The sequence below is a fragment of the Vibrio anguillarum genome (genome assembly GCF_003390515.1).
Taxonomy (GTDB): Bacteria; Pseudomonadota; Gammaproteobacteria; order Enterobacterales; family Vibrionaceae; genus Vibrio; species Vibrio anguillarum.
In genome coordinates this window covers 2,266,877-2,292,884 of record NZ_CP031479.1, presented here as the reverse complement: position 1 = coordinate 2,292,884, position 26,008 = coordinate 2,266,877, and the positions used below count along the sequence as shown (strand labels likewise).

The 26,008-nt window shown below is 40.6% G+C and carries 19 protein-coding genes and 3 pseudogenes; 13 read left to right on the top strand and 9 right to left on the bottom strand.

The window, feature by feature from the left end:
* Nucleotides 1-2: 2 nt before the first annotated feature.
* From DD616_RS13850 to DD616_RS13800, 12 genes and pseudogenes are all read left to right on the top strand, one after another.
* Complete coding sequence (locus DD616_RS13850; protein WP_208871807.1) at nt 3-1,127, top strand: VpsD family glycosyltransferase; 1,125 nt, start codon at nt 3-5, stop codon at nt 1,125-1,127.
* Between the two features lie 26 nt (nt 1,128-1,153).
* Nucleotides 1,154-2,557 carry an oligosaccharide flippase family protein gene (locus tag DD616_RS13845; protein WP_088732029.1) on the top strand — a complete coding sequence of 468 codons (1,404 nt, stop codon included), beginning with the start codon at nt 1,154-1,156 and terminating at the stop codon, nt 2,555-2,557.
* Between the two features lie 4 nt (nt 2,558-2,561).
* Nucleotides 2,562-3,665, top strand: a complete 1,104-nt coding sequence (locus tag DD616_RS13840; RefSeq protein WP_088732031.1) for a glycosyltransferase family 4 protein — start codon at nt 2,562-2,564, stop codon at nt 3,663-3,665.
* On the top strand, nt 3,655-4,779 hold the full coding sequence (locus DD616_RS13835) for a glycosyltransferase family 4 protein (protein ID WP_157724315.1): 1,125 nt from the start codon (nt 3,655-3,657) through the stop codon (nt 4,777-4,779). The genes DD616_RS13840 and DD616_RS13835 overlap by 11 nt, the downstream gene beginning before the upstream one ends.
* A gap of 96 nt (nt 4,780-4,875) precedes the next feature.
* The gene (locus DD616_RS13830) at nt 4,876-6,240 is read left to right on the top strand and encodes an O-antigen ligase family protein (protein ID WP_199871386.1); all 1,365 of its coding nucleotides are present in this window, start codon (nt 4,876-4,878) and stop codon (nt 6,238-6,240) included.
* Entirely contained in the window at nt 6,237-6,668 is a 432-nt protein-coding gene (locus DD616_RS13825) for a serine O-acetyltransferase (protein ID WP_088732037.1), read from the top strand. Before DD616_RS13830 ends, DD616_RS13825 begins: the two co-directional genes overlap by 4 nt.
* Nucleotides 6,668-8,008, top strand: coding sequence for an exopolysaccharide biosynthesis protein VpsH (vpsH, locus tag DD616_RS13820; RefSeq protein ID WP_088732039.1), 1,341 nt, complete (start codon nt 6,668-6,670; stop codon nt 8,006-8,008). The genes DD616_RS13825 and vpsH overlap by 1 nt, the downstream gene beginning before the upstream one ends.
* Entirely contained in the window at nt 8,005-9,081 is a 1,077-nt protein-coding gene (gene vpsI / locus DD616_RS13815) for an exopolysaccharide biosynthesis glycosyltransferase VpsI (protein ID WP_199871385.1), read from the top strand. The genes vpsH and vpsI overlap by 4 nt, the downstream gene beginning before the upstream one ends.
* Nucleotides 9,078-10,250 (top strand): exopolysaccharide biosynthesis protein VpsJ, encoded by a 1,173-nt coding sequence (gene vpsj, locus DD616_RS13810; RefSeq protein WP_199871384.1) that lies wholly within the window; start codon nt 9,078-9,080, stop codon nt 10,248-10,250. The genes vpsI and vpsj overlap by 4 nt, the downstream gene beginning before the upstream one ends.
* Nucleotides 10,240-10,992, top strand: a complete 753-nt coding sequence (gene vpsK / locus DD616_RS13805) for an exopolysaccharide biosynthesis glycosyltransferase VpsK (RefSeq protein ID WP_088732045.1) — start codon at nt 10,240-10,242, stop codon at nt 10,990-10,992. The genes vpsj and vpsK overlap by 11 nt, the downstream gene beginning before the upstream one ends.
* A 253-nt stretch (nt 10,993-11,245) precedes the next feature.
* Nucleotides 11,246-11,404, top strand: a pseudogene (locus DD616_RS17550) (RbmA family biofilm matrix protein); the annotation flags it as partial.
* 166 nt (nt 11,405-11,570) lie between these two features.
* Nucleotides 11,571-12,704: pseudogene (locus tag DD616_RS13800) on the top strand (ISAs1 family transposase).
* A 19-nt stretch (nt 12,705-12,723) separates the two neighbouring features.
* Here the strand turns inward: DD616_RS13800 and DD616_RS13795 are convergent.
* A pseudogene (locus DD616_RS13795) lies at nt 12,724-13,026 on the bottom strand (glycosyl hydrolase family 28-related protein); the annotation flags it as partial.
* 266 nt (nt 13,027-13,292) lie between these two features.
* Here DD616_RS13795 and DD616_RS13790 point away from each other — a divergent pair.
* A complete protein-coding gene (locus DD616_RS13790) occupies nt 13,293-16,169 on the top strand; it encodes a beta-prism lectin domain-containing protein (protein ID WP_208871806.1) in 2,877 nt (958 codons plus the stop codon).
* A gap of 166 nt (nt 16,170-16,335) precedes the next feature.
* On the opposite strand, the gene DD616_RS13785 is transcribed toward DD616_RS13790, so the two are convergent.
* The 8 genes from DD616_RS13785 to DD616_RS13750 form a co-directional block, all read right to left on the bottom strand.
* Nucleotides 16,336-17,652 (bottom strand): O-antigen ligase family protein, encoded by a 1,317-nt coding sequence (locus DD616_RS13785; RefSeq protein ID WP_208871805.1) that lies wholly within the window; start codon nt 17,650-17,652, stop codon nt 16,336-16,338.
* A 71-nt stretch (nt 17,653-17,723) separates the two neighbouring features.
* The gene (locus tag DD616_RS13780) at nt 17,724-18,338 is read right to left on the bottom strand and encodes a hypothetical protein (RefSeq protein WP_013857353.1); all 615 of its coding nucleotides are present in this window, start codon (nt 18,336-18,338) and stop codon (nt 17,724-17,726) included.
* 551 nt (nt 18,339-18,889) lie between these two features.
* The gene (locus DD616_RS13775) at nt 18,890-19,591 is read right to left on the bottom strand and encodes a VpsP family polysaccharide biosynthesis protein (protein ID WP_088728713.1); all 702 of its coding nucleotides are present in this window, start codon (nt 19,589-19,591) and stop codon (nt 18,890-18,892) included.
* A gap of 2 nt (nt 19,592-19,593) precedes the next feature.
* On the bottom strand, nt 19,594-21,798 hold the full coding sequence (gene vpsO / locus DD616_RS13770) for a GumC family protein (RefSeq protein ID WP_208871804.1): 2,205 nt from the start codon (nt 21,796-21,798) through the stop codon (nt 19,594-19,596).
* Nucleotides 21,799-21,811: 13 nt separating this feature from the next.
* The gene (gene vpsN, locus DD616_RS13765; protein ID WP_088732057.1) at nt 21,812-22,330 is read right to left on the bottom strand and encodes an exopolysaccharide export protein VpsN; all 519 of its coding nucleotides are present in this window, start codon (nt 22,328-22,330) and stop codon (nt 21,812-21,814) included.
* Between the two features lie 6 nt (nt 22,331-22,336).
* The gene (locus tag DD616_RS13760) at nt 22,337-23,527 is read right to left on the bottom strand and encodes an outer membrane beta-barrel protein (protein WP_013857349.1); all 1,191 of its coding nucleotides are present in this window, start codon (nt 23,525-23,527) and stop codon (nt 22,337-22,339) included.
* Nucleotides 23,528-23,547: 20 nt separating this feature from the next.
* Entirely contained in the window at nt 23,548-24,942 is a 1,395-nt protein-coding gene (vpsL, locus tag DD616_RS13755) for an exopolysaccharide biosynthesis glycosyltransferase VpsL (protein ID WP_069211921.1), read from the bottom strand.
* Nucleotides 24,943-25,315: 373 nt separating this feature from the next.
* Nucleotides 25,316-25,915 (bottom strand): YitT family protein, encoded by a 600-nt coding sequence (locus DD616_RS13750; protein WP_013857347.1) that lies wholly within the window; start codon nt 25,913-25,915, stop codon nt 25,316-25,318.
* Nucleotides 25,916-26,008 lie beyond the last annotated feature (93 nt).

The window sequence follows — 26,008 nt, the reverse complement described above, 5'->3', positions numbered from 1 at the left end:
AAGTGAAGAAAGTTTTATTGCTGATGCCGTTATCGACGCTCGATTGGGGTAGTAAAAGTGCTGGTGGGGTAGATTCAGTTTGCCAAATGCTGGTTAAGTATTTAACTGAACGTAAAGAAAGTGGATTCCAATACCGAGTATTAGCATTTGACCCTTTTTGTCAGGTTGACTACAGTGATACACCTATCAGGCTATCACCTTTTGTTGAAGTTATATTCTGCCCGACAAATGAAAAACGCTATAACTTACCAATTCCTGGGTTCATTGGTACGGCACTTCGGGTCAATGAGCAAATTAAGGTTTTCAAACCAGATGTAGTTCATTCCCACATACCCTCTTGGATGATCGGTGTTGGAAAAAGTGCTAATCGCTTACTAACACTTCATTCTTATAAGCTTATTTGTCGCAAGAGCGTGTCCAAAACTAATGATTTCTTGTATGTCAAAGTTATGCCTTGGCTATCAGACTGTTTCATCGATCGTTATACCTGTGTTGGTCAAATGCTGAAATCAGCCTTGGTACAAGATATTGCAAAGCCTATTTCAGTGATTGGTAATCCGATCGATGAAGCCTATTTTCAGGTAACCCGAAGTCTAAATAAGAGCGATGAAACTTTGAGATTGGTTACTTGTGCCCTTATTAGTCAGCGTAAACGTATTGATCGCATTATTCGCTTGGTTTTTGCGCTGAAACAACAGGGAAAAGACGTATCATTAACGGTCATAGGACCTATAGCTGATAAAGATTGTTATAGCAGATTATTGCAGTTGATCGCAGAGCTTAATTTAACGAATGATATAAAGTTTGTTGGCCGAGCTAGTCGTGATCAGATGTTGATATACTATCAGCAGTCAGATGTTGGTGTGTTTTTATCTGATCAGGAGACCTTTGGTTTGGCCCCGCTTGAAATGTTGGCAACCGGTTTACCTGTCGTTGCTACTCGTGTAGGCGTACTTGCTGAAGAAGATTTTGCTATTAGTGGATTAGTTTTGGTTGATGGTGATGATCTTCAACAGAAAATGGAATCAGTTTTAGCACTAAATAAACTTATTACGGCGGACAAAATGAGACTCGAACGGTGTTTAAATACTGCCGTGATAATATCTCAATATGAAAGCTTGTATTAAATTATCGTTAATAAAATAAGTTAATTATGTTATTAAGAAATATTTTTTCTACAGGAATATTTAATATAGGATCTCAGTTGTTGATCTTTGGGGTTGAGATAATAGTTGCAAGACTATTATTACCAGAGGATTTTGGTATTTATGCTATTTCATTAATTGTCGTTGAACTGTTTTCTATGTTTTCATTAAAATCAATGGCAATCCCATTTGTACAATACTCAGAGTCTAATGATAAAGATCTTTTTGCGATAGCTATTTCAGTACTTATTCTAGGTATATTTTTTTCTATTACTACTGTTTCCGCAGTTAATATATTGGCACAGTTTATTGGACATTATCTAGTATCAGGATACATTATTTTGGGCTGGTTAATACCTGTGCTATCTCTAGAATATGTTTATCGCATGGCTATGATGAAAAAAGAAATGTACTGGAAGGTTGGTGCTGCTGAATTATACTCCGTTGTGATATATGTTATAGTTCTTTATATCCTAGCGAGCAACGGGTTTGGGTATCAATCGTTATTATTAGCATATGCTACCCGCTGCGTCTTTAAATTGATCATCGTGATTATGAGTGTAAAAAATGTTTATTATTTATTTCCAAGCTTAGAGATCAACCGAATTAATAAATATATGAGGATGGCATTAGGGATGACATTTCAGGGTATGTTTTTATACTCGACTGCCAATACGGATAAGTACTTTGCTAACTTAGCTTCAGGAGTTAGTGGTGTTGGAATTTATTCTAGAGCCCTTAAACTGGTTCAAATGCCACTGAACCAAATTTCTCGGAATGTCAGTTCGGTACTCTTTGTTGAGTTTTCAAGATTACAAAATGATATTGATTCAGTAAAAATAATGTATGAGAAAGTCTTAATTGTATTGTGTAGTATATTTTTTTCTTTTTCTGCTTTCATCTATGCATTTTCAGACAAATTGGTTATGTGGATCTATGGTGAAAGCTGGCAGGCAATGGCACCTATTCTTGATGTGGTGACTTGGGGGGCAGCATTAACCTCTATTTCTATCGTAATTGGAGACTTACTCAAATCGAGAGGTATTGTTTATAGGGAATTGGTGTCAAATGTTATTTGTTTATTGGTGTTATTAGTCCTGTCATTAGCGTTGTATGATAAATTAAAATTAGTTGGTATTGCTTGGGCCTTTGTTGCATCCCAGTTAGTATTCTTAATACTTCAGGCATCAATTGTCGCTCGAATTTTAAATATAACTTTATTAAGAAATATAGTTGTATTTATAACGCCATTATTATTTAGTGTTATAATTTATTTCTACTCAATAATCTTGAGAGAAACAGTCGGTGATGGAAACGCATTCGTTTTAGTCGTGGTTTCCGCTGTTCTTTCGATGGCGGTTGGTTACTTGTTATTTAAACGCGGGTTAATTAATAAATTAATTTCAGGTTGATTAAATGAAGAAGATTGCTGTTTTTAGTGGAAATGCTCAGTATAAATTAGGTGGTGCTGAGAGTTGTATTGCAACTATGGTTGAGCTATTGCAGAAGCACTATAAGGTTGTGGTTGTATCAGGTGAAAAAGATGTATATTCTAAATATCCAAAGCATTATTACGGTGAAATAGAAATCATTAAGCTATTTAATGCGAAATTTTTGAATTACTTTGCTAATTTTATTAATTATTTTCGTATTTACCGCCATTTTAGACATAATCAGTATGATCTGGTGATCGCTAATTGTTCAACATCCATTGCTGCTGTGAATGCAGTCAAAGATCAGAATCGTTCGGTAATCTATTATGCTCATGAAGAATTTAGCCTTAATAATAGACCTGAATATTCAAAGCCTATTGGATTGAAGAATAAAATACTGCGCGTAGTAAAGAGAGCTACCGATTACCCATTTTTCAAGTTTCATTGCTACCAAAACTCTAAAGCATTAAAAAGAGCCGATGTAGTTATTGCCAATTCATCTTTTATTGCCAACGGACTGGCGGTACAGGAAAAAATTAAACCTGTGATTATCTATCCATTCACCCCAACTCTTGATAAACCAGTGTTTCCAGAAGATGGGAAAAAATTTATCTCAATGGTAGGAAACAGTGTAGTTAAAGGGCTTGAAACCTTCCGAGCAATAGCACGCCTTATGCCACAACAACAATTTCTAGTCGTTGGTCGTGGATTTGTCGAGCATACTATAGATAATATAACCTTCCGACCACTTTATGAAGACGCCTTACAATTATATCGTATCTCACACTTAGTATTGGTGCCATCAATATGGCAAGAAGCATTTGGCAAAGTGTCGGTTGAAGCCGCTTGCCACGCTGTTCCGGTGATCGTTTCTAACCGTGGTGGCCTTCCTGAGACGGTTCCCGATAAAAAACTTATTGTTGCTGACTACCAAAATGCTGAAGCGTGGAAGTTGGTAATTGAACAAGTATTGAGTGAAAAATTATTATGGGGTATCAAGTGTCAAGAATTTTCAACTAAGTTTGATGCTAATATTGATGCCATTAGCTTAATTAAAACTGTAAAAGATGTTCTCCATGAAAAATAATTATTTGGTATTCAGTGTTGACTTTTCCGGTGTCAGTGAGAGGATTTTTAATGAAATTTCTGCCCAAAATGTGGAGCTAGATATTATTCCGATGCCAAAAATGTGGAGCATATACTTATGGTCATTTATCAGTACTTTTTGTTTCAGTTATAAGAAATGGGTTCAAAAAGCGGAGACTAAATATAACCAACTACATAAAACACCTTGGGCTTTTGACCGTAAAAGTCGTTGGTGTGCTCGTGTATTAAAGCGACGAAGCTCTGCCAGATATCAGGGTATTATTCAAGTTTCTGGGACTTTTGATTGCTTACGTTATTTTAAAACTGATAAGCCTTTCTATATTCTAACTGATTACACAATGTCACTTGCACAGCAGAAACAGGATGCTTTAGTAAAACCATTGCTACCTCTAGGAGAGAAGGCTTTAAATGCTTGGCTTGAACGTGAGGAAAAGGTCTACAAAGCGGCAAAGCGTATTATGGTCCCAAGCCAATATATTAAAAATGCGCTCTATAATGATTACTCAGTGTCAAAATCTTGTATCACAGTTGTTGGTTATGGTGTGAATTTTGATCTAAATGAACCAAAAGCAAAATCTTGGCAGGCTAAAAAAAAACGTACGTTGCTATTTGTTGGTAAGCGATTTGAACAAAAAGGGGGGGATGTCATTTTAAAAGCATTAGATATTTTGAATAAAGACGATGACTTTGCTGAGTTAGTGATTGTTGGCCCACGAAGTAATCCATGCCCTAATCGAGATGATGTAAGCTATTTAGGACGAATTTACGATCGTCAAGAATTGCTGGATGTTTATCAACAAGCAGATGTATTTGTTATCCATTCATATTATGAAGCTTTTGGATTAGTATTGCTCGAGGCTATGATTAATGGTCTTCCCTGTATTGCCAGCGATATTGATGCTATGCCTGATATTTTGGCTGATGGGCGTGGTTTTGTTGTTCCGCTACAGGATGCAAAATCATTAGCGCAAAAAATAAGATCTTTAGTAGTTGACCAAGATTTATATGAAAGTATTTCTAAGAAAGGGGTAAATGCTGTGGTTGAATATTATAATTGGCCTGCAGTTTCCCGACGTTTTCTGGCTGCATTATAAATGTTTAGTCATCCTATTTATAGAACGATACTATTATGTTTATTGGCAGTTTTGCTCGCCACATATATAATTTACTTTTCAGTTGGATTAAATTATGTGGCTATATTTTTTCCATTTTTGTTACTTGGTGGAGTATATTTATGGCGCCATCCTAAAATTCTTGGCTATATTTTTATTCTAGCAACTGTTGATTTTGTAGGCTTTATTGATCCTGAGAAATTTATTCGTCTACCCGGGTTGTTTAAATTTCGTGATTTGCTATATATTATGATGATGTCTATTCTATTGATTGATGGACTACGCAAGGGATGGCATCGCTGGCCGTCTAACAAGCTCAGCCGCGGGTGTTACATGCTTATCTGGGGTTTTTTGGCACTAACATTTGTTCAATTAATATTAACAACGTTGCGATTTAACTTACCACTAATTTCTTCGCTAAAAATTGCACGGGAATTCTTTTATATTGCAGTGTTCTTTTACTTTGCTCGTTTTTTTTCTCAGTATAATGATATTAATGAATTATTAAAATTTATCTCCTATATCTGTGTTATTCAATTTATTTCCATGTTATTACAAATTTTCGGTATCGATATTGGTTCGATTTCGAGGGTTGATCAATTACTAGTTGGTGATAACTACGTAACTCGGGTATATATTCCGGCTTATTTTTATGCGTTAGCAGCAGCTTGTTATTGCTGCATTGTTTTGTTAACTTCACAACCTAAGAATAAGTTGTATATAGCTATAATTCTAATTGCAAGCCTTTCCTCTGTCATACTTTCTTATACACGAACCTATTGGGTATCATTGCTTATTTGCTTGATTTTACTGATGTTATTGTTGCAAAAAAAGTATGTGATAAAATTGATGCGTATTTTTTTTGTGTCGTTGGTATTGGTTTTTCCTATAGTTTTATTTCAATCTGCTAGTATTTTGACCGAACGTTTCTCAACAATTATCAATGAAGTTGGTGATGATGAAGGTAATTTCATTTACCGATTCTCCGAGAATCCACAGCGTTTAGAAGCATTTATGGATTATCCATTTATAGGTCCGGGTTTTATTCACCCTGATTTTGCACCAAAAATTTTAGGCTTCGTTATTGATGAGACAGGAAAAAGTGAAGCGCAAATTCAACGAGCTTTGATGTTACAGACCAATGATAGCGGATTGGTTACCTTACTCGTCAGTTTCGGTTTATTAGGTGCTATCTGGGCGATAGCCCAAATTCTAGTAGTCATCAAGATTGCTCAAACCATAAAGTACTATGGGCAAGTAATATATTTTCCATATATAGGAATTGCTGCTTTTGTTGTAGCAACTTGGCTAACTTGTGTTACGACGTATGGTTTTACCTATTATGATGGAACCGTCGCTATGGCTGTCGCTTTATATTTGTTATCTACAGTTGCAAAAACAATCTTACAAAAAGATTTTAATGAAAAGGTAGGTGGATTATGAAATTATATCGATTGGGTAGCTGGTGCTACAAAAAAAATATACCTGCATTCCCTAAGTTATGCGATTTATTGATCCGCTTGATTCATAACTGTGTTATTTATAGCCAGACCTCAATAGGTAAGGGGACTATTTTGGGATATGGTGGTATCGGAGTAGTTATTCATAAGCATGTTAAGATAGGTTCTAACTGCGTTATTGGCACGAATGTAACTATAGGTGGTCGCTCCAGAGCAAAAGAAGTTCCTGTAATTGGCGATGATGTTTTTATTGCAACTGGAGCAAAAGTATTAGGAGCCGTGAATATTGGTTCAAACTCAGTGATTGGAGCTAATGCAGTTGTTATTAACGACGTGCCCGCTAATAGCGTCGTAGTTGGAGTTCCAGCCAAAGTGATCAAAACGGGTATTAATGCAAAGGATTTTTACTGATGTTTACCAGTTCAATCTATGTTAAGGCGCCAATCTGGCTGCAAAATGTCATGCTTTCTGTGCGGGCGCTTTCACGTAAAATGGTCAGAGAAAACGGCGAGATGCGCGCCGTTCTAAAAGAGATCCAGGCTAATGAGTTTTCGCGCACCCATTTAGGCGATTACCAACAAGATAAGCTTCAAAACACCTTAGCTAATGCTCGTAATCATGTACCGTTTTATCAGAATTTAGACTTACTCAATCTTGAGCTTGAGGCTTTTCCATATCTGGATAAAGCGGTATTGCGTCATGACCACGAGCAGTTTATCTCGCAGAACAAACCTTCTGTGGTAGTGAAAGGGGCTACAAGTGGTACAACCGGCACGCCTCTGACTATTTTGCAAGACATGAATTCAGTTATTCGTGAGCAAGCCTTTGTCGAAAGACAGTTGGCTTGGGCGGGGTATCGTAAAGGTGATAAACGAGCGTGGATCAGGGGCGATATGGTGGTGCCATTGAGTCAAAAACAAGGGTCGTTTTGGCGCTACTCCTGGTTTGAACAGATGATAGTGCTTTCATCTTTCCATCTTACATCGCAAACGATACCTAGTTATCTGCAAGCTATGGTCGATTTTGGAGTTGAAGTGATTCAAGCATATCCTTCTTCGATTGCTACTTTAGCCCGCTATTTAGAGGCTAACCAAAGTTATTATCCGGCGAAGCTCAAATCCATTATCACTTCATCAGAGTCTTTGTCTGCAGAAGATCGCCAAGTTATTGAGACGCGCTTTGGCTGCAAAGTGTTTGATTGGTATGGCCTATTTGAAAGGGTTGCTGCAATTGCTAATTGTGAGCATGGTCGTTATCACGTTCTCACCGATTACTCACATGTTGAATTTTTAGATGCGGGAAATGGTACTCATGAAATTGTCGGCACTAATTTCAATAATAGCTACTTTCCTCTAGTCAGGTACAAAACTGGTGACCATGTCGTATTGTCTGACGAGAAGCAGTGTCCATGTGGGAGATTCTACCCAATAATTGAACATATTAAGGGACGTGTTGGTGATTATCTCGTCGGCGAAGATGGTCAAAAAGTGCATATCCTGAACCATATACCTAAAGGTGTCACTGGGATTATAGCATGCCAATTTGTTCAGAGTGAACGTGAACAGATTGTGGTTAAAGTGGTGGCGGATGCTGAGCAATTTAATGAAGAGCAGCAACAAAAGTTAATCGGTAATACTCAAGCTCGCTTAGGAAGCTCGTTAATTGTCACCATAGAAATGGTGGCAGCGCTTGAGCGTACCGGGAATGGTAAGATTCGACAAGCTATCTGTACTATCAAGGATGTGTTGTGAGAAAAGCGATTAATCTAATGGTCGCCACTGACCTGAAAGGTCAAGGTGGCGTGGCAACTGTGGTTTCAACGTACGCTGATTGCGGTTTTTTAGAGGAAAACCAAATCAAGTTGATTGCTTCACACTCAAGTTTAGACCACGGACAGAAATGGCGAATGACATTACGCTTTATGCTGGCTCTCTGCCAATTGTTGTACTGCTTTGTACGTTACCGAGTTGGCCTTGTGCATATTCACATGTCATCACGAGGTAGCTATCGACGTAAATCTGTGATTGTTCGCCTGGTTAATCTTTTGAAAGGTAAGGTTATTTTGCATTTGCATGGTGCCGAGTTTCGTGATTTCTATCGAGATGAGTGCAATGTGGATCAGCAAACTCACATTCGACGTACTTTTGCTCTAGCTGATCATGTACTGGTACTATCCACTCAATGGCTGACATGGCTACAAGAGGTGATAGGACGAACACAAGGTGTTTCTGTGCTGTATAACGCTGTACCCAGTTTGGCTTTAGATCGCCATCTTGCTCAGCCAGGTCGTATTGCCTTCCTTGGTCGTTTGGGCACGCGCAAAGGTGTGGGTGACCTGATTCAAGCTTTTGCGTTAGTCAAACAGCGTTGTCCTGAGGCGAAGCTTTATCTCGCTGGCGATGGCGATATTGAAATTTATCAGGCTATGGCTAATAAAATGGGGCTCGCTGATTCTGTGTACTGTTTAGGCTGGATTGCTGGTGAGGCGAAGACCAACTTATTGACTCAAACGGATATTTATTGCTTACCCAGCTATAACGAAGGCTTTCCAATGGGAGTGATAGAAGCCATGTCGGCAGGTATTCCCGTGGTAGCAAGTCGAGCGGGTGGGATTCCTGATGCGATCAGCGATGGTGAACAAGGGCGTTTAATTGAGGCTGGCGATGTGGTTGCTTTAGCGCAAGCACTAGGAGATTTGATTGAGCAACGTGCGGAAAATCGACGTATTGCTACGGCCGCTAAACAAAAGTTTGCCGAAAACTTCTCTTTGCAGGCGGTGATCCCGCGTCTACAAACACTCTACGATGAGCTATTAAAATCATGAAATCGACGACTGTAGCTGACATTAGCCAATGTTTATTGAATAAAGCTCGTACAGAACAATTCGCTGGATATGACCCTTTTGATGGACTCAATTCAAGCTGGTTCAAGCGCTTGCCGATAAGCAAAGACTCGACTTTTGGCTTAGCATGGATCCAGTTGTTCAAATGCTCTCCCATTAATCTTCGGCCATGGCTAGGTGTGCCCAAAGCGCGAAACCCCAAAGGCGTGGCTCTGTTTATTCTCGGGTTGCTCGAAGAGTATCAAGTGACAAAAGCCCCCGCTTTACTAACAGAAGCGGAGCAACTTGCGCAGTGGCTAGTGACTCAGCGTTGTGATGAGCAAATCTGGCATGGCGCCTGTTGGGGGTATCATTTTGATTGGAAAGCGCGTGCATTCTTTGTTCCTAAGGGGAAGCCAAATGTGATCACGACAGTCTATGTCAGCCGTGCCTTACACCAATTGGGGCAACTGACGGGGCGAGCTGACTGGGTCGAGTTGGCGCTGCGCAGTGGTGATTTTATTGCTGACCATTTATTGACTCAAAATGAGATCGGGGAGTTTTTTGCGTACATTCCCGGGGAAACGGCGTTTGTGCACAACGCCAGTTTGTGGGCGGCAGCTTGGCTGGCCGTGGTCGGCCGAGAAATGTCTCGCCCTGATTACACCGAGTTGGCATTACGCATTGCGCGTAACAGTGCTCAGGCTCAGGCAGACGATGGCAGTTGGGCTTATGGTACTCGTCATCACCACGGATTTATTGACGGATTTCATACGGGCTACAACTTAGAAGCGCTACACCTTATACGAACTACTTTAGCGACAAAGGAATTTGATGAGGTGATTGCACGCGGTTTTCATTTTTACAAACAGCATCTGTTTGAAGCCGATGGAACCGCCAAGTATTACCACAACAATCCTTATCCACTGGATCCGCATTCAGTATCACAGGCAATTATTACCTTACTCAGTGTTGGAGGCGAGGAGAGTGATGTTGTTTTGGTTAAACGCGTCATTCAGCGTGCTATTCAAACGCTGTACATGCCCGAGCGGGATCAGTTTGTTTATCAACGTAACAAACGTTGGGTTAACCGAATTCACTACGCGCGCTGGACCCAAGCGTGGATGTACTTTTCATTCCGTTTTTATTTAAGAATTACCAATGAGGAATAACCGATTGAAACGCATTAATTTTCTTGGTAGCCCAATGGATGTGGCTTCGATGAGTGAAACTGTTGCTCTGATCCGCGATCGCATTTTGCGACAAGAGTTTACCCAGCATGTAGTGGTCAATGTTGCTAAGTTAGTCAATATGCGTAAGGATTCTGAATTGGCTCAGTCCGTGACCGAGTGTGACATGATCAATATCGATGGTATGGGTGTGGTTTGGGGCGCGCGCTTTTTAGGTCACCAAGTGCCGGAACGAGTGGCGGGTGTTGACTTGTTTCTAGAGCTCAATGCGATGGCTGCACAAGAACAAATGCCAGTGTTCTACCTAGGCGCAAAGTCGGAGATTGTTGAAAAAACGGCTGCGGCCATGCAGGCAAAGCATCCACAATTAGTGATTGCGGGTTATCACCATGGCTATTTTTGGGATGATGAACACGCGATAGTTGAAAAGATCCGTCAGTCAGGTGCAAAACTTCTGTTTGTTGCGATCACATCACCGAAAAAAGAGAATTTTATCAACCGCTGGCAAGAGCAGTTGGGTGTGTTATTTGTGATGGGGGTAGGGGGAACATTTGATGTTGTCGCAGGCCATGTTTCTCGTGCACCCTTATGGATGCAAAAATCTGGGTTGGAATGGTTATATCGTGTGTTACAAGAACCTGGAAGAATGTGGAAGCGTTATTTAGTGACTAATAGTCGTTATGCTTGGCTACTACTTAATGAAAAAATAAAGCGAAAGAATTAAATTGGCTAGGCAAAAGTAAACTTTAGCTTATTTTTATCATCCCTAAATCACCGCCTTGGGCGGTGGTGATTGAATTAAATTTTCGGGAAATTATTAGTTGAATAAATTTTTTATTATTAATTCTTAGTCAATGTGATTGTCTTTGATTTGATAAAAGCTGATCCTTTAATAAAAATCGGATGTATTTTTTATAGTTATCAATTAGCCTTAGCGCCAGTTGTAAAAAATGGTTGTCTACGTTAAAGGATCTATCATGAGCAAACCTCATTATTATCTGGCATCATGCTTGGCACTGTTATTTTCAACCGCTTCTTATGCTGAAGTGGATTGTGAGTGACAGCCAGTGATTGAAGCAAACCTTTCATTAAATCAAAATCAGCTGGCAAGTAACGGTGGATACATTTCCAGGGAAACTGCATGAAGGTCGTTGATATATAAGGGCTGCAAAGATGCTAAGAATCCGCTTTGAACCTATCACTAATCCCAACTATTGAATGTAACCACATGAAAATAAAGATCTGCTTGTAGATCATTTTCGTTGTTTTCTAATGTCTCCTAGACAATATAGGAGCCTAAATATGAGCGAGTTAACCAACCCATTTATGCATTTTCAAATCATTAAAGATTATCGACAGGAAAATAAAATAGCACACAAATTATCAGACATTATTTTGCTGACAATTTGTGGCGTCTTGTCGGGTCATGACGGTTGGGATGGCATTATTGACTTTGGCAATGCTCGCTTAGATTTCCTAAAACGATATGGTCATTTTGAGGCAGGCATTCCATCGGCAGATACTTTGTCTCGTGTGATGGGCATGATTAATCCGGCAGGGTTGCAAAGAAGCTTTATAGCTTGGATGAAGGACTGCCATACACTGACGGGTGGAGAAGTCATCGCTATCGACGGTAAAACATTACGTGGTTCTTATGATCGCTCTAAGGGTAAAGGAACGATTCACATGGTGAATGCTTTTGCTACTGCAAACAGAATGAGTATCGGCCAACAGAAGGTTGATAGTAAAAGTAATGAAATTACCGCGATCCCCAAGCTACTTGACTTGCTATAGGTAAAAGGCTGCTTGGTTACGATTGATGCAATGGGATGCCAAAAGAAAATAGCGCAAAAAATTCTCGATAAAGAAGCGGATTATTTGTTAGCAGTGAAAGGTAATCAGGGAATGCTTGAGCAAGCCTTTGATGATTATTTTCGAATGGACATGCTTCAAGACTTTGACGGCAGTTCTTACAGTACTCAAGAAAAAAGTCACGGAAGAACGGAAACGAGAGTGGCTTTAGTGAACCGTGATTTGTCGGTTTTAGGTGATATTGAGCATGAATGGCCCGAGCTAAAATCAATGGGCATCGTCGCTTCGATTCGCCAAGAATCGGCTGTAGCAACAGAGCAAGATGTGAGTATTCGTTATTATATATGTTCTAAAGAATTAGAAGCCCAAACGCTGCTTGAAGCGACGCGTTCTCATTGGGGCGTAGAGGCCATGCATTGGTCTCTTGATACCGCATTTAGTGAGGACAATTCTCGTATTAGAGCCGATGATCGCGCAGAGGCTTTAGCAAGGATCAGGCAGATGTGTTTGAACCTATTAAAGAGTGAAACCACCTTTAAAGGTGGCATTAAACGTAAACGGATGAACTGCGCAATGGACGAAAACTACCTAAGTAAGGTTCTCGAAAGCCTTACCATGCGGTGATGTTCATGCGGTTTCCGTGTAATTTACTGTGTATGGAGCCAATAATTTCAATGTTATTCTTTTCCTTTAAATAAAGGGTTTTACAAATCTGATATTCGCCAGAGGGAATAATCAGTACATTATTATCATTTAATTGATTCAGTGCATTTTGAAATGCGGATGAATCATCCTCTCCATCATTTGCGATGGCACCATATTCTATTACATTATGAGAAACGACTTCAGCGATAATGGCTGGGCTTAGGCTGATTAAAATAAGTGAAATAAATATGTAACGCAAGATGCCACCCTCTTTATCTAATTGGTTTAAGTATAACAGCATCTATAAAACGCTTCTTGAAAAAACAGAGAGATATTCACTGTAGTCGGTTCGTTTCTCAACTTTGAGATGTCTCATTAGTGAGGCATAAAAATAGGCGTGTTGTGTTGAAATATCCCTTCCATTTATTGATGATTCCGTCAGATTTTTTATTGGCAATTCACGACACCAGTTCCTAGGTTTAAAAAATAATAATTACAAAAAAATCAACCAGATGTATATCATTTCTGGCTTTGAAAAATTAACCACAAGTAAAGGAAGTCTTACAGATGACGTCTCAATATATTGCACTTGCTGTCAGTCTTTTGTCGCTAAGTAGCACCGTGGCTCAAGCCACAACGAATGAAGCCGAAGGGTGTATTATCAGCCGCCTGAATGGCGAAAAATATTGTTTGAATGTAGGAGAGCGCTCGGGATACTCCCTACCTAGCTGGATTTATGCTCATCCAGTCGATGTACAGGCTCCGAGTGGTGTCTCTGTCATGCTGAGTGATTGGGACAACCTGTCTTATAACCGTTTGGCTGTGTTCAATCGTTATACTGGCAACGAAGATCTTAAGAATGTTAAGGCCTACAACGGCGCTTATTTAGATTTTTCTAAACCACGCTCAATGCGAGTGCTGGCTTCTGAAACTTATCCTGAGGCTTGTATCGTTAGCCGCCAAACGGGTGAGCGTTTCTGTTTGAAAGAGGGTGAGCGCTCAGGCTACTCATTGCCTGCTTATATCTATACTCATGAAGTGGATGTGGAAGCGCCACAAGGTTTAGGTGTCATGCTGAGTGATTGGGATAACCTCTCTTATAACCGTTTAGCGGTATTTGGTGGTCATACTCAAAATGAGCAGATGCTAGCAGTCACAGCCTACAATGGCGAAACTCTTGATTTCTCAAAGCCTCGTTCAATGCGTGTTGTTCCTTATGAAGGTGACAGCTCTGCACTCAATATGAAGCTTAAGTGGTCTTGGCAAAGCAGTGCTTTCCAACCTAATTCTAACCAAGTGATGGTTACGCCGGTTGTCGCGCAACTGAATGATGACAATGGCGATGGCAAGATTGATGAAAAAGATGTCGCAGATTTGATCGTAGTGACATTTGAAGGAAACAAATACACCACTGGCGGTTTAGTGCGTGCTTTAAGTGGTGTGGATGGTTCTGAGTTGTGGAGTTATGCGAATGGTGGTGTTATAGCGGATGCGCGTTATTCTCCTGCCGTAGGCGATCTGGATGGTGACGGAATCATTGAAATTGTTACAACCAACAATCGCGAGCAATTCATCACGATTTTGGATAACCAAGGCAACATCAAAAAACAGATCCCAACCACAGAAAGTGGCTGGCGTATTGTTGGTGATATCACGTTGGCTGATTTAGACCATGATGGCAGCGTCGAAATTCTGGCTGCAGATGGTGTGTATAACTACCACACAGGGCTGATTTTTAACCACCCTTGGGCACCGTCATCGATCAACGTTGATGTCGATGGCGATCAGCAACAAGAAGTCTTTTCAGGTGGTACTCTGTTTCAAAATAACGGCGCGATCAATTGGCAATATCATGCCAATGATGCAGTTTGGTTCTCTTCGCTGGTTAACCTAGATAATGATGCTGAGCCAGAGATTATCGCTTCAGTTCCTGCTTCTGCATCTACTGGGCATAACGCACGTTTTGCTGTGCTAGAACACGATGGCACCATTAAGTGGGAAATCAATAATACTGCCAATCCAGGCGGTGGTGTGCAGGCGGTATCTAACTTTTTAGGCAAAGCTCAAGCAGTTGAAACGACTGAGTTCTCAAAAATCTACGGTTATCAACCTAATAGCAATCCTGCTTCTATTGTTTTGGCGGTCGATGGTAAAATCTCTGTTCGTTCAGGATTCGCGATTGATGCGATTGGTGCTTCTGCTTCGACTTTAGTCGGTGGTACGGGAGGCAATCTTAATGCCGCAGTTAACGTCAAAGATATTAAAGCGATTGATCTGACTTGGGGTAAATACTATTGGGGTGGTTATCATTTATTGGCGCTCGATTTTAGAATGAGCAACGGTAGCGTGATTTCTATGGGCTCTAAAAACTATGCTTATTCCAAGCAGACCGAGCGCTTTACTGTACCAGCAGGTAGTCGTATTAAAGGCATCAAAGCTTGGAGCGCTGGTTGGCTGTTGGACGGTGTTCAGTTTGAGTTAGCTACGCTAAATGGTACCAATGATCTGGATGTAAAAGGGATTGTTTACGCGGGTTATGCCGCTGTCGATATGTATAACAGCAAAGGTGAGCGCGTTTGGTCTGTTGCGAACGATGATACTGGCAGCGGTAAAATTGGTGTATCTGCCTATGACTTTGATAATGATGGTATCGATGAAGTACTCGTGCAAGACCATGCTCGTGTACGTGTGTTAGATGGCAAAACGGGTAAAGAACGAGCTTCGTTAGCGCACTCAACGGCGACACTTTGGGAATATCCTATCGTGGTCGATCTGGAAGGTGACAATAATGCAGAGCTGATTGTTGTTGCTAATGATTTTGATAAAAACTATGCCGTTAACCATGGTGTGTTTGTTTATGAATCTGCGGACAGTGCAAAACCTTGGAAGAATGCAACTCGCATCTGGAACCAGCATGCTTTCCATCTGACGAATGTTACTCAAGATGGTGTAGTGCCTACAAATGCGACACCGAGTTGGTTGAGCCATAATACATACCGTTCGAGTACATTACGTGCAACGGTGGGTGGTGAGTCTCCAATTTTTGGTTACTCAAATACTCAGCAATCGCAACGTGCCGTGACGGCGGATAACCAGATGTATCTGCGTTCTGGTTTTGCGATCGATGCGATCGGCACGACGGTCAATAACTTGGTGGGCGGCCCGGTACAAGGTACTAACGGTGGTGTGCTAAGAGCACCGATTGCTCTTGATCAATTGCAATCCGTGGAAGTTACCTCTGGTCTTTATAACTGGGGTGGTTACCACATAGTGGCGATTAAGTTCACGATGAAGGATGGCTCTAGCGTGTTATTGGGGTCAACCTACTATGCGAGCAACAAAAAAGTTGAAACGTACACTGTGCCGCAAGGTAAACGCATCAAGCAGATCAATGTTTGGACTGGTGGCTGGTTAGTTGAAGGCTTGCAGTTTGTATTCGATTAACTGATATCGTTTTAATTCAATAATTGAAAATCCCTCGAGATAATCGAGGGATTTTTTATTAACCAGATATGGAGTAGGGATTGCTCTGGACGTATACCATTCCTACTTGAAGCTGCGCGGTGTTGGAAACATTCGTTTACCTGCAACTTCAAGTCGTTTTTATATATCAGGAATATTTTGAACGAGTGACCAGACTTGGCATTGAATTTGACCAGTGTCCCATCAATAAACACAGCAAGAAATAAAGTGTTGTTGCGGGAGCTTGAAGTGGGAAATCGACACTCATGTGTATCAACATACCAATAATAGCCATCATGGATGATAATCCGATCCCTTTCATCAATCTATTTCTGCGGTTTTTAAACGCATAAAATGCGCGTTGGGCGGCGACTAAGATCATTACACCTAATATCGAAACCATGACAAGGCCTGATTCTAATGTGAATTGGATGTAGTCATTATGAGCATGATCGTAAAACAGTTTTACTTTTCCTTGATTGTAGGAAGGGAAAGTGGAGTAGAAAGTACCAGCCCCAAAGCCAGTCAGAGGCCTTTCTTGTATTGCGACTAGGGAATATCTGACAACATCATCTCTTGATTCACTTTTCAAGTTAGTTTCAATAAGACGTTGTTTGACTTTCTCCAATCCAAACCATTGGCTCACGATGAACGTATCAATGATGAATAAACTGATTATGAGCACATAAACACTTTTGGGTTTCGGTTTGTAAAACAATAGCAACAGCACACAACTTACGGTTAGGGCGATAAAGAAAGCCATATTTCCCATTCTTGAGCGTGTTAAGACTAATGCAATCACCATGATCACGAGCCCTAAACGTACAAAGGCTTTATCAGACAGCAACACGGCTAAAAACTGTTTAGTGATATTTCTAAATCCGGTTTTGTGTGAGCTATCGAGTTTTGCAATTAATAAGCCAAATCCAATGCAGAGATTCAGCATCAAGAAGTTTGCCAGATGATTATGATAGACAAAGCTTCCGGAGGCTCTATTTCCTAGTGGCAGCTTGAATATTATCGAATGATCTAGGTTGAGTAGCAAAATCACGCCAGCGTAAAAGCCTTGGCAAATTCCACTGCTAACCATGACTACTGCGAGAAGTTTTAATTTTTTAGGTGTATCGATGAGGACAAGAGCAATAAGACAAAACTGGAAATAGTGGAGCGATTTGATTGCAGAGACAAAGACTAAACTAGGATCCTGAGTTATATCAAGTTGTGGAATACTTTGGATGAATGACCAGCAAGTGATAAGTGCGATGGGAATGATGACTAATTTTCCCCTTATCAGACAGTTTTTCCAATGCTCAAAAGAGTAGTTGAATAAACAGGCAATAAGCAGCAATGCAATCCAGATTTCATTGAATGACCATGCTAATGGGCGATTACTACCTAAAGGTATGGGCAGCCAAAATACAAAAATGAGAAATATTGGGAAAATGGATTTTTCTATTAGACGCATACTATTAATATCAATTAAGAAGGGCAGGAATATACCTGCCCTAAACTGGATGAAAGCATCGAATTAAACGATCAGTTTGGTGAAGCGGTACCACCACCACTGCCATTGCCGGTTCCAAGTGTTGTGGTGTTACCTGGCACCGTTGCGACTGGAGGTAAGCCACCAGGTAAAGCCGATGGAGTACCTGCCGCTGTCGGTTCAGTAATGGTCGCTGGGTCAGCGCCACCGGAGATTGCAGCAACAATCACATCAGTTGAGTCCATTAAATCCATTGCAATAACAGCATCAACGATAGCTTGAGCTGACTCTGGTGATTTAGTGACAGCAAGCTGAATGACTTCAGAACGCATCTCTTGAGGTGCATTTTTAACGAGTATTGCAGTCAAAGCTGCGACTTGGTCACTCGATATATGGTCAAATACCGTATTGAAGATATCGAGTGCTAGTTGTGGGTGTAGAGTAGACGCTAGGTCCGCCATTTCTAGTGCCATGCTTGGGCATAGTTTCATTAAAGCTTGCAGAGAAATAATGGCATCGTCTGCTTGTTCTAGGCTGGCTCTTATTGTGTCTGTGGCCACTTTATGGTTTTTATAAAGTGAACAAGTAATTTCTGTTTCGGCATATAACCTTGAACTAGCCAGCAAAGCTGAAATAGCAATCCAAAATATCCATAGTGATTTTTTCATTGGTAAGTCCTAAAAGCCTACGATTTACTGTTGCGATGATTATAAGTGAAGTAGTACATCCAGTGATATCGTACTTCTGTTAATAAGGGTTCGATTCTCATTCTTAAGGCGTTTTTATGCGCGAGGTTGTCTTAGTTTGGAGCATAAGTTTGAAGATTGAAGTCTGCTAGTAACGTAATAGATTATTGAGGCCATTGTTATACCAAGTAAGCTTGCCCCTAAATCGAGCAAAGAGAATGATCGTGAACGCGATAACATTTGTAAACTTTCATCAATTACGCAACAAGTCGAGACGATAACTATGGCGAGAAAGATGCTCTGTATAGGGGGAAGAGTGGCGGAAATTACTCGGATAAAAACCAAGGTAATGAATAGCGCAAGTGTAAAGTGGAGATAAATATCACCGCCGAGTGACTTTTCCAAAAATATCGGTATTTCAGCATGAATATTCAGTGTTTTTGCCAGTGATAGCGAAGCCGTACCAAGAGAAAGCAAGGCTAACATGAACAAGGCGATAGGCCGGTTTATTGAATAATGTTTTATCATCGAGATCACTCTAGCGCTCTCTTGCAGAGATTATTTTTCTCAGTATAACGTTGAGGGTTATAAATAATAGCTGCACAGGTAAATTTTAAGAGACCGTTTGATTTTAGATACTGGTAGGCTTCTCCTCGGCTTTGAGGATGAGCTAATGCTCTTGCGGCGTGATCAATAATGATAGTTCGCTGCGGCGCTGAAAAAATAGACCAATGGTTAAGGCCAATCTGGGAAAGTGTGTTGTTCACTTTGGGTGTAAAAGGCCCATATCTGTCGGCTTGCGCAAAATAGAGATCAATATTTTCCCCTTTCAACTGAGTTTCAATCACCAATAAATCAGCCCATGTATCTGACCAAGTGGGTCTCAATAATGCACTTTCCAAGTAGGCCTTTTTTGCATTGAGCAAGCGGCTCTCTTTATCTACATCATCGCCCAAATAGGCTTCCCACTCATAGACCTTACCCAGTAAATTGTGGTAATGAGGATGGTCTCTGTGGTGTTGTAGGGCCTTTAGTATCATGAGTTTTGTCTCATTCACTTGCTCTAAAGTTACACCATCACTGTGCTTTGTCCAGTAGTCGATATTTCTTTCTGTTGCTAGCGCGTAAATGGACGCCGTCAAAAAATGAAATGCAAAATAGAGAGTAACGAGTGCAGTTAGCCCAATGCTCAAACGCAAAGCATGGGCTAAAAAAGGGTGATTCACGACCTTCATGGTTATTTTTCTGGGCCGTAATAGGATTGATATTGATGATAACCGCTATAATTAGAGGCTTTTTTGGTGTTCAGTTTGTTCAATATGACACCATCAATTCTCGCTCCTTGCTGCGTTAAGCGTCCAACCACATCTCTAGCTACTTTAGTGCGTGTGTGTGGAGCATTGATCACGAGTATGGTCGAGTCCACGTACTGCGACAGCATAAATGCATCACTCACGGCTAAACATGGAGGTGTATCAATCACAATTCTGCTATAGCGTGTCTTTAGCTCTTCGAGTAGTGAGGCAAACTTAGGCGAGGAGATAAGTTCAAGAGGATTGTCTGTCACGACTCCTGCAGCCAAAACATCAAGCCCTGATTCTTCATCGGTATAGAGACACTCTTCTATGGTATGCGTACCTATGAGCAAGTTGCTCATTCCTGGCTGTGAACCAGAGATGCCAAAACGGTGTGCAACCGATGGTTTTCTCAAATCGCAGTCAATCAGTAGTGTTTTTTCCATTTGTGCCAGTGAAAAAGCCAAATTGATACTCGAGGTTGTTTTTCCTTCCTCAGGTAGTGAAGAAGTAACCATTACAACATGATGATCTTTGTTGGTGTTGGCAAGTAAATAACCAGTCCGAACGGTTCTAATCGCTTCTGTTAGCTCTCGGTGTTTCGAATCAAAATAGGTTTTGAGCGTCAGGGGACCTCGAGTTTTAATTGCCGGTATAATACCGAGCAAGCTTAGTGATAACTGTTTTTCGACCTGTTTTACATCGAGGAATGTATCATTTACCGCATCAGCAATGAAAGCAACAACGCACGCCAAACCAAACGAAGCGACAAACGCTAACAATACAATCAGTTTACGATTCGGTTTACTTGGGGCGAGGGGCGGATTGGCAAAATCGGTAAAACGAGCAATCGTAGCATTAAAGTCGCTCGATGCACTGGTCTCTTTTTGACGACTTAAAAAGAGATCAAACAGCTCTCGGTTTGTTTGGACTTCGCGCTTTAGCTCTGAATATCGTGCATTTTTTACGGAGAGGCTTTGAAACTCTGATTTGCGTTTCTCAAGTTCCCGGTGTAAAGAACTCTCTGCTTGCTTAGCAGCCTGTAACTCATTGTTGATCCCGTTTAGTAGCTGTTTTAGTTCGGAATTTAAATTGCGTTTAACAGAGGCTAGTTCGGCTTGAGCTGATTTTAGCTTTGGGTGTTTGTCACCATAACGTTTTGATAGTTCCGAGACTTTCTTTTCAGCTTGCACTTCAGCCAATTTGACATCTCGTATCGTCGGGTGGTTAGAGATCTCTGGGATAGATGCAAGGGCAGAGAGGTCACCATCTTGACGGCTGTACGTTTGAGCGACCAAATAAAGAGTCTCAGCTGCAACGCGTCTGTCTCTCGTTTTATTCAATTGAGAGGTCAGTTCTTCAAGTTCTTGAGATGCTAGGCTTTCAACGCCTTGGATATCAACTAGTCCTTCAGATTTTAAAAATGTTTGTAGTTGAGCTTCTGACTTTTTTAGTTGTTCGCGCAAATCACCCATGCGGTTGTTGAGCCAGCTATTCGCCTTCAGTTCAACTTGAAGTTTGTCTTCGATATGACTATCCATAAAGACGTTACCAATCTCATTGGCAATTTGAGCCGATAATTTAGGGTCTTTACTGGTGTAGAAAATATTCACTAGTTGAGTTTTTCTTATTGGGCTAACTTCTAGCCCACGCTTAAACTTAGCCAGAACCAATCGGCTAGTCCGATAGTTTTGGTCTTCCTGTGATATTTCCGCTGGCTCTTTCTTGAACGATTTTAGAACAGGAAACCATTCCAATACATCGAATTTAAACCCAGTTTTTTGATTATTTTCTACAGTAGGGTCAAATTCTGGGTGGCTGGCAAGGTTAAGGCGTTTAATGACTTCCTCTGCGACTCGGTCTGATTTCAAGATCTCTATTTGAGTCAAATAGTATTCTTGGCTTTTGGTATCTAAACCATAGATGTCTTCAATCGAAACGGCTTTTGCTTGTTTTGATTCGATGATCAGTGAGGCGCGAGCGGTATATTGCGAAGGAATCGATAATGCAATCAATACGGCGATGGCGGTAACCATTGTAGAAAAAAGTAGAATACGCCATTTATAGTTGAGAAGAACATGAAAATACTGACGAATATCAATAAGTTCATCTGAGTTCAAGTGATTTTTAATTAAAGAGTTTTCCATACAACTAAGTTACCTAAAAAAAGCTTTCTTCTACGGTGAGAATGTCACCAGGCTGAATTTTATGAAGCAATGTTACTTTTACTGGCTTGGCCTCAGGAGCATCACTTGATGATATATAGATCTTAGTTTTAGACGCTCGCTCAGTGAATCCACCCGCAATCGTAATGGCTTTGTTTACGGTTAACCCCGGATGATACGGGTAACTCCCGGATATTTTCACTTGTCCGTTGATAAAATAGGGACGATATTCGACTATGCTGACAAAAACATTGGGATTAACCAGATACCCATCGATTAAACCATTGTGGATAACAGTTTTTACTTCCTCAATCGTTTTTCCTTTCAGTTTAATTCGTCCCAAAAAAGGGTAATCAATGTTACCACTGTCACCCACACGCGTTTCAATAGATAACTCTGGTTCATCATAAACTTGAATCCGAATTTGATCCCCAACGCCTAACTTATAAAAACTCTCATTGGCCAATGTTGACCAGGAAAGACAACTCAATAGAATGACTAAGAAGTACTTCATCGTAAGTTACATCACACCTTCAATAGCAAAGTAATAAACATTTTGATCGTAGCTTAACGAACTGATGCTGGAATCTCTCGATTCAAGTTGGTAGCCGACTTTGAATGTTAGCCAACGACGAAAATCGTAGCTTAATGAAAGTGTTACCTTACTGGTGTCATCGTCGCGAGCAGTGCTGGTGTAATTCTCGCTTAATAGAGAATAATCGACGTTAGAAGAGATGATGTCACTCCAATTGTGTGTCCAATTTGCGTTATACACTTTGGTATCGATTGAATCACCTGTACCGTCAGTATCGGTTGATTTACGATTTGTTTTCAACTGCACTGCAGAGTATGTGCGGATGAGATAAGTGACATCAATATCCCATGAAAAAGAGTCGAAATCTTCCCTAGAAGAGGATTCAAAATCTTTATGTTGCATACCGACCTTGGCATTTCCCTGCAGTTTCCCTGTTGCGTCCCACGAGGTACCAACATATCCCATATAATGGGTGCTGTCTTTGAGAGTTGAGCCTGGGGCTATATCACTATAATGCCTATCATTAACGATAATTTGGAAAACCAACGATGTTTTTGGCAGCGCTTTATAGTATAGAGAGCTGTTGAATCGTAATTCATCCCAATTTTGGTATTGAGTAATATTTTGGTTGTTTTTATAGTCCAAATTGCCCCAGCCAAGGTTGGTTTCTATTCGACCTTTGGCGTCTTCACCACCAAAACCGTAACCGAGGTTGAAGTTATTGGTGTTGTATTCGTTGTACGACAAATTGAGTGTCGTATCGTTATCACCACGCTGTTCATGAGTTAATGCAAGAGCATAGCTGAAGTCAACTCGATGCTTGGAATTGAGCTCCCAGTCACTGGCTAAATCAAAGAAATGGTCAGTGTAGTTATCTTTGCTAGAGCTGAAAAAATCGCCTCTTTGTAGTCGATAACCTACGCGATGTTTCTGGCCACTTGTCGGCTCTATTGCTAAACCGATACCTGGTTCGAACACTGAATATTGGGAATGTTCGAGATCTTGTGACGCTTTTGCTAAGTTGTCGTTATAACCCGTTGATAAGTTTAAAAACGGTACAATAGCAATCCCTGACTCAGTCATAATTGGGTTAGGTTGCGGTTTTGCTTGTACGGCTGATAACGCAAAAAAAGCCAAACCAAAGGACGCGATTCTATTTAAATTAGTTGTTTTCATATGAGTATGCTTTATCCATTCTAGTAAGCATTCTTGCCTACAAATCCTTTAAATACGGTGAGAAATACGATTTTGATGTCGAACCACAACGACCATCTGTGTATATAGTCCAAATCAAATTGGACACGTTTTTCCATTTTATCTAGCGTATCGGTTTCACCACGCCAGCCATTAATTTGTGCCCAGCCAGTAATTCCTGGTTTTACTTTATGTCTCAGCATGTAGCGGTTAACGATCGTTCGATACTCTTCGTTGTGCGCTACGGCATGAGGGCGAGGGCCGACAATAGACATTCGACCTTGTAGCACATTAATAAACTGTGGTAGCTCATCTAATGATGTCTTCCGAATAAACGCACCAAAAGGAGTCACTCGGGGATCATTTTTTGTTGCTTGTGTCACTTTGTTCCCATTGTCCATGGCACGCATGCTTCTGAATTTCCATACTTTGATAGACTTTCCATCCAGCCCATAACGCATCTGTTTGAAAATAATGGGACCTGGTGAGCTGAGTTTCACGCCTACTGCAACTGCAATAAGGACAGGACTGATTAAAATCAAGATAAGACTACTTAAGACTAAATCTTCAAAACGTTTTAGCCACGTACCTAACCCATTGAACGGTGTGTCAAAAATACTAAAAGCATTAACATCGCCGATGGTATACCAACGCGAATGCAGTAAATTGAAGGTGAAAAAGTCTGGCACAATATAGGTATTCACTGTGCTATCCGAAAAGGCCTCTAGAATCTTGCTGATTCGATGCTGGGCTTGCATTGGTAGTGCTATGTACACACTTTTTACTTCACCGTTTTTGGCAAGTGTTAATGCATCATTAACTTTACCGAGCACTGGAATATCGCTTGCGATACGTTCATCACCCCTATCATCGTAAAAACCCGTCAGTTTAATACCTAACTCAGGGTTATTGATGAGATTTTTCGATAGTTCTAGGCCCTGCGGTGTCATGCCGATAATGACAGCTTTAGTGGTGTGATAACCTTTTTTATGTAGATAGTAAATGACTGTAAATGCGACGAAGCGCCAAAGCAGTAATAAAATAAATGATCCGACAAACCAAAAACCTAAAATTAAACGTGAGAAATCGCTTCCAGTTTTTGTGAAATAACCAACTAAAGTTAAGCAGCCAACAGTTGAAGCCCAACAAAAAGCAGTGTGTAGAGTTAAAACTCTAAGTTTTGTGGTTCGCCAACCGCTGTATATATCAAGGCTTTCAGCAATAAATGAATAAAAAATAACCCCTAAAAGTCCCACAGATATATAAGACATCGTAACGATATGTGAGTGAAACTTTAGTGTAATATACATTGTGATCAGTATTACTAAGCAATCTATCAGGCGGTAGAAAAATTTACCTTGATAGTTAGAAATACGGATCCTTCCTCTTTCACCCATTGTAGAAGCTCCTAACCGCTCAATTATTAAGGTAACGAATAATAATTATTTTTTAGCAGTGCATTCTCATATTAAGCTCCGACGACTTCAACTGATCAGGTGCATCAAAAATAAGACGCGATGTGTGATATATGGAATGGGTGACTGTATTTTGGGTTTTTCAATTTGAGATAGAGTACGGAGAGTCGGATAAGGTGATGTAATCACTTGCTATTACTGCATTAACTTAATGTGGTCACCTTGTTAGACGACCGTTATATAAGAGCTAGCTAATGTTTAAATAAAAATAATGGGGGGCATTTACGGTGTAAGAATTAAGGCTAAATTTGGTTGTATTTTTATCTCTTCTTAATCTTATGGGTATTGCGACAGCTTAAGGGTAAGTCACGCTATATCGTGTGGGTTTATGATTCATTGCTAACACAAGGTTAAGTGAGACAGCCCCGAGCACAGACAGTGTGGCAATGGAAAACGAAACAAAAAAGGCAGAAGCAGCTAAAATTGAGCAATCTATAACCAACTGACTTTTGCCAACAGGGATCCCAAATTTATCTTGAATAAACAAACACAAGACATTAAAGCCACCCAAGCTGGAACGGTGACGAAAGAGAATTAACATGCCAAGACCCATTAATAATCCCCCGGCAATGGCGCAGTAAATTTCATTGACCATTTCCAAAGAAATTACCAAATAAAGATGGTCTGCAAAAATAGAGACTAATGCGCCGGATAGCGCGCTGTTGATGGCAAAGCGATGACCGAATCGTTTCCAAGCCAAAATGTAAAAAGGGGTGTTAGCCAAAAAATAAATGCTACCAAATGAGGCTGGGACTAACTGGCTGATCAGCAGTGCTAAACCAGCGGTTCCACCTGTCAGTAAATGAGCGGACTGGAGAAAGAAGACGCCTTGTGCGACCAAAAAGGTTCCCGTTAAAATGGCAACCCAATCTTCTTTACGTGTGTGTGTTCGCATCGATAAATAATTTTAATAGCTAAGAATGGCGAGCATAGTAAAGAAAAAGTAATATTTTCGGTAGATAGAGAGTGAAAATTGAGGTAAACCTAT

What these genes read in the sequence shown, in the direction of transcription:
- DD616_RS13835 (WP_157724315.1), top strand. Translation starts at nt 3,655, where the DNA reads ATGAAAAATAATTATTTGGTATTCAGTGTTGACTTTTCCGGTGTCAGT.
- vpsL (WP_069211921.1), bottom strand. Translation starts at nt 24,942, where the DNA reads ATGGGTGAAAGAGGAAGGATCCGTATTTCTAACTATCAAGGTAAATTT.
- DD616_RS13840 (WP_088732031.1), top strand. Translation starts at nt 2,562, where the DNA reads ATGAAGAAGATTGCTGTTTTTAGTGGAAATGCTCAGTATAAATTAGGT.
- DD616_RS13760 (WP_013857349.1), bottom strand. Translation starts at nt 23,527, where the DNA reads ATGAAAACAACTAATTTAAATAGAATCGCGTCCTTTGGTTTGGCTTTT.
- DD616_RS13845 (WP_088732029.1), top strand. Translation starts at nt 1,154, where the DNA reads ATGTTATTAAGAAATATTTTTTCTACAGGAATATTTAATATAGGATCT.
- vpsN (WP_088732057.1), bottom strand. Translation starts at nt 22,330, where the DNA reads ATGAAGTACTTCTTAGTCATTCTATTGAGTTGTCTTTCCTGGTCAACA.
- DD616_RS13790 (WP_208871806.1), top strand. Translation starts at nt 13,293, where the DNA reads ATGACGTCTCAATATATTGCACTTGCTGTCAGTCTTTTGTCGCTAAGT.
- vpsK (WP_088732045.1), top strand. Translation starts at nt 10,240, where the DNA reads ATGAGGAATAACCGATTGAAACGCATTAATTTTCTTGGTAGCCCAATG.
- DD616_RS13785 (WP_208871805.1), bottom strand. Translation starts at nt 17,652, where the DNA reads ATGCGTCTAATAGAAAAATCCATTTTCCCAATATTTCTCATTTTTGTA.
- DD616_RS13825 (WP_088732037.1), top strand. Translation starts at nt 6,237, where the DNA reads ATGAAATTATATCGATTGGGTAGCTGGTGCTACAAAAAAAATATACCT.
- DD616_RS13780 (WP_013857353.1), bottom strand. Translation starts at nt 18,338, where the DNA reads ATGAAAAAATCACTATGGATATTTTGGATTGCTATTTCAGCTTTGCTG.
- DD616_RS13750 (WP_013857347.1), bottom strand. Translation starts at nt 25,915, where the DNA reads ATGCGAACACACACACGTAAAGAAGATTGGGTTGCCATTTTAACGGGA.
- DD616_RS13775 (WP_088728713.1), bottom strand. Translation starts at nt 19,591, where the DNA reads ATGAAGGTCGTGAATCACCCTTTTTTAGCCCATGCTTTGCGTTTGAGC.
- vpsO (WP_208871804.1), bottom strand. Translation starts at nt 21,798, where the DNA reads ATGGAAAACTCTTTAATTAAAAATCACTTGAACTCAGATGAACTTATT.
- vpsj (WP_199871384.1), top strand. Translation starts at nt 9,078, where the DNA reads ATGAAATCGACGACTGTAGCTGACATTAGCCAATGTTTATTGAATAAA.
- vpsH (WP_088732039.1), top strand. Translation starts at nt 6,668, where the DNA reads ATGTTTACCAGTTCAATCTATGTTAAGGCGCCAATCTGGCTGCAAAAT.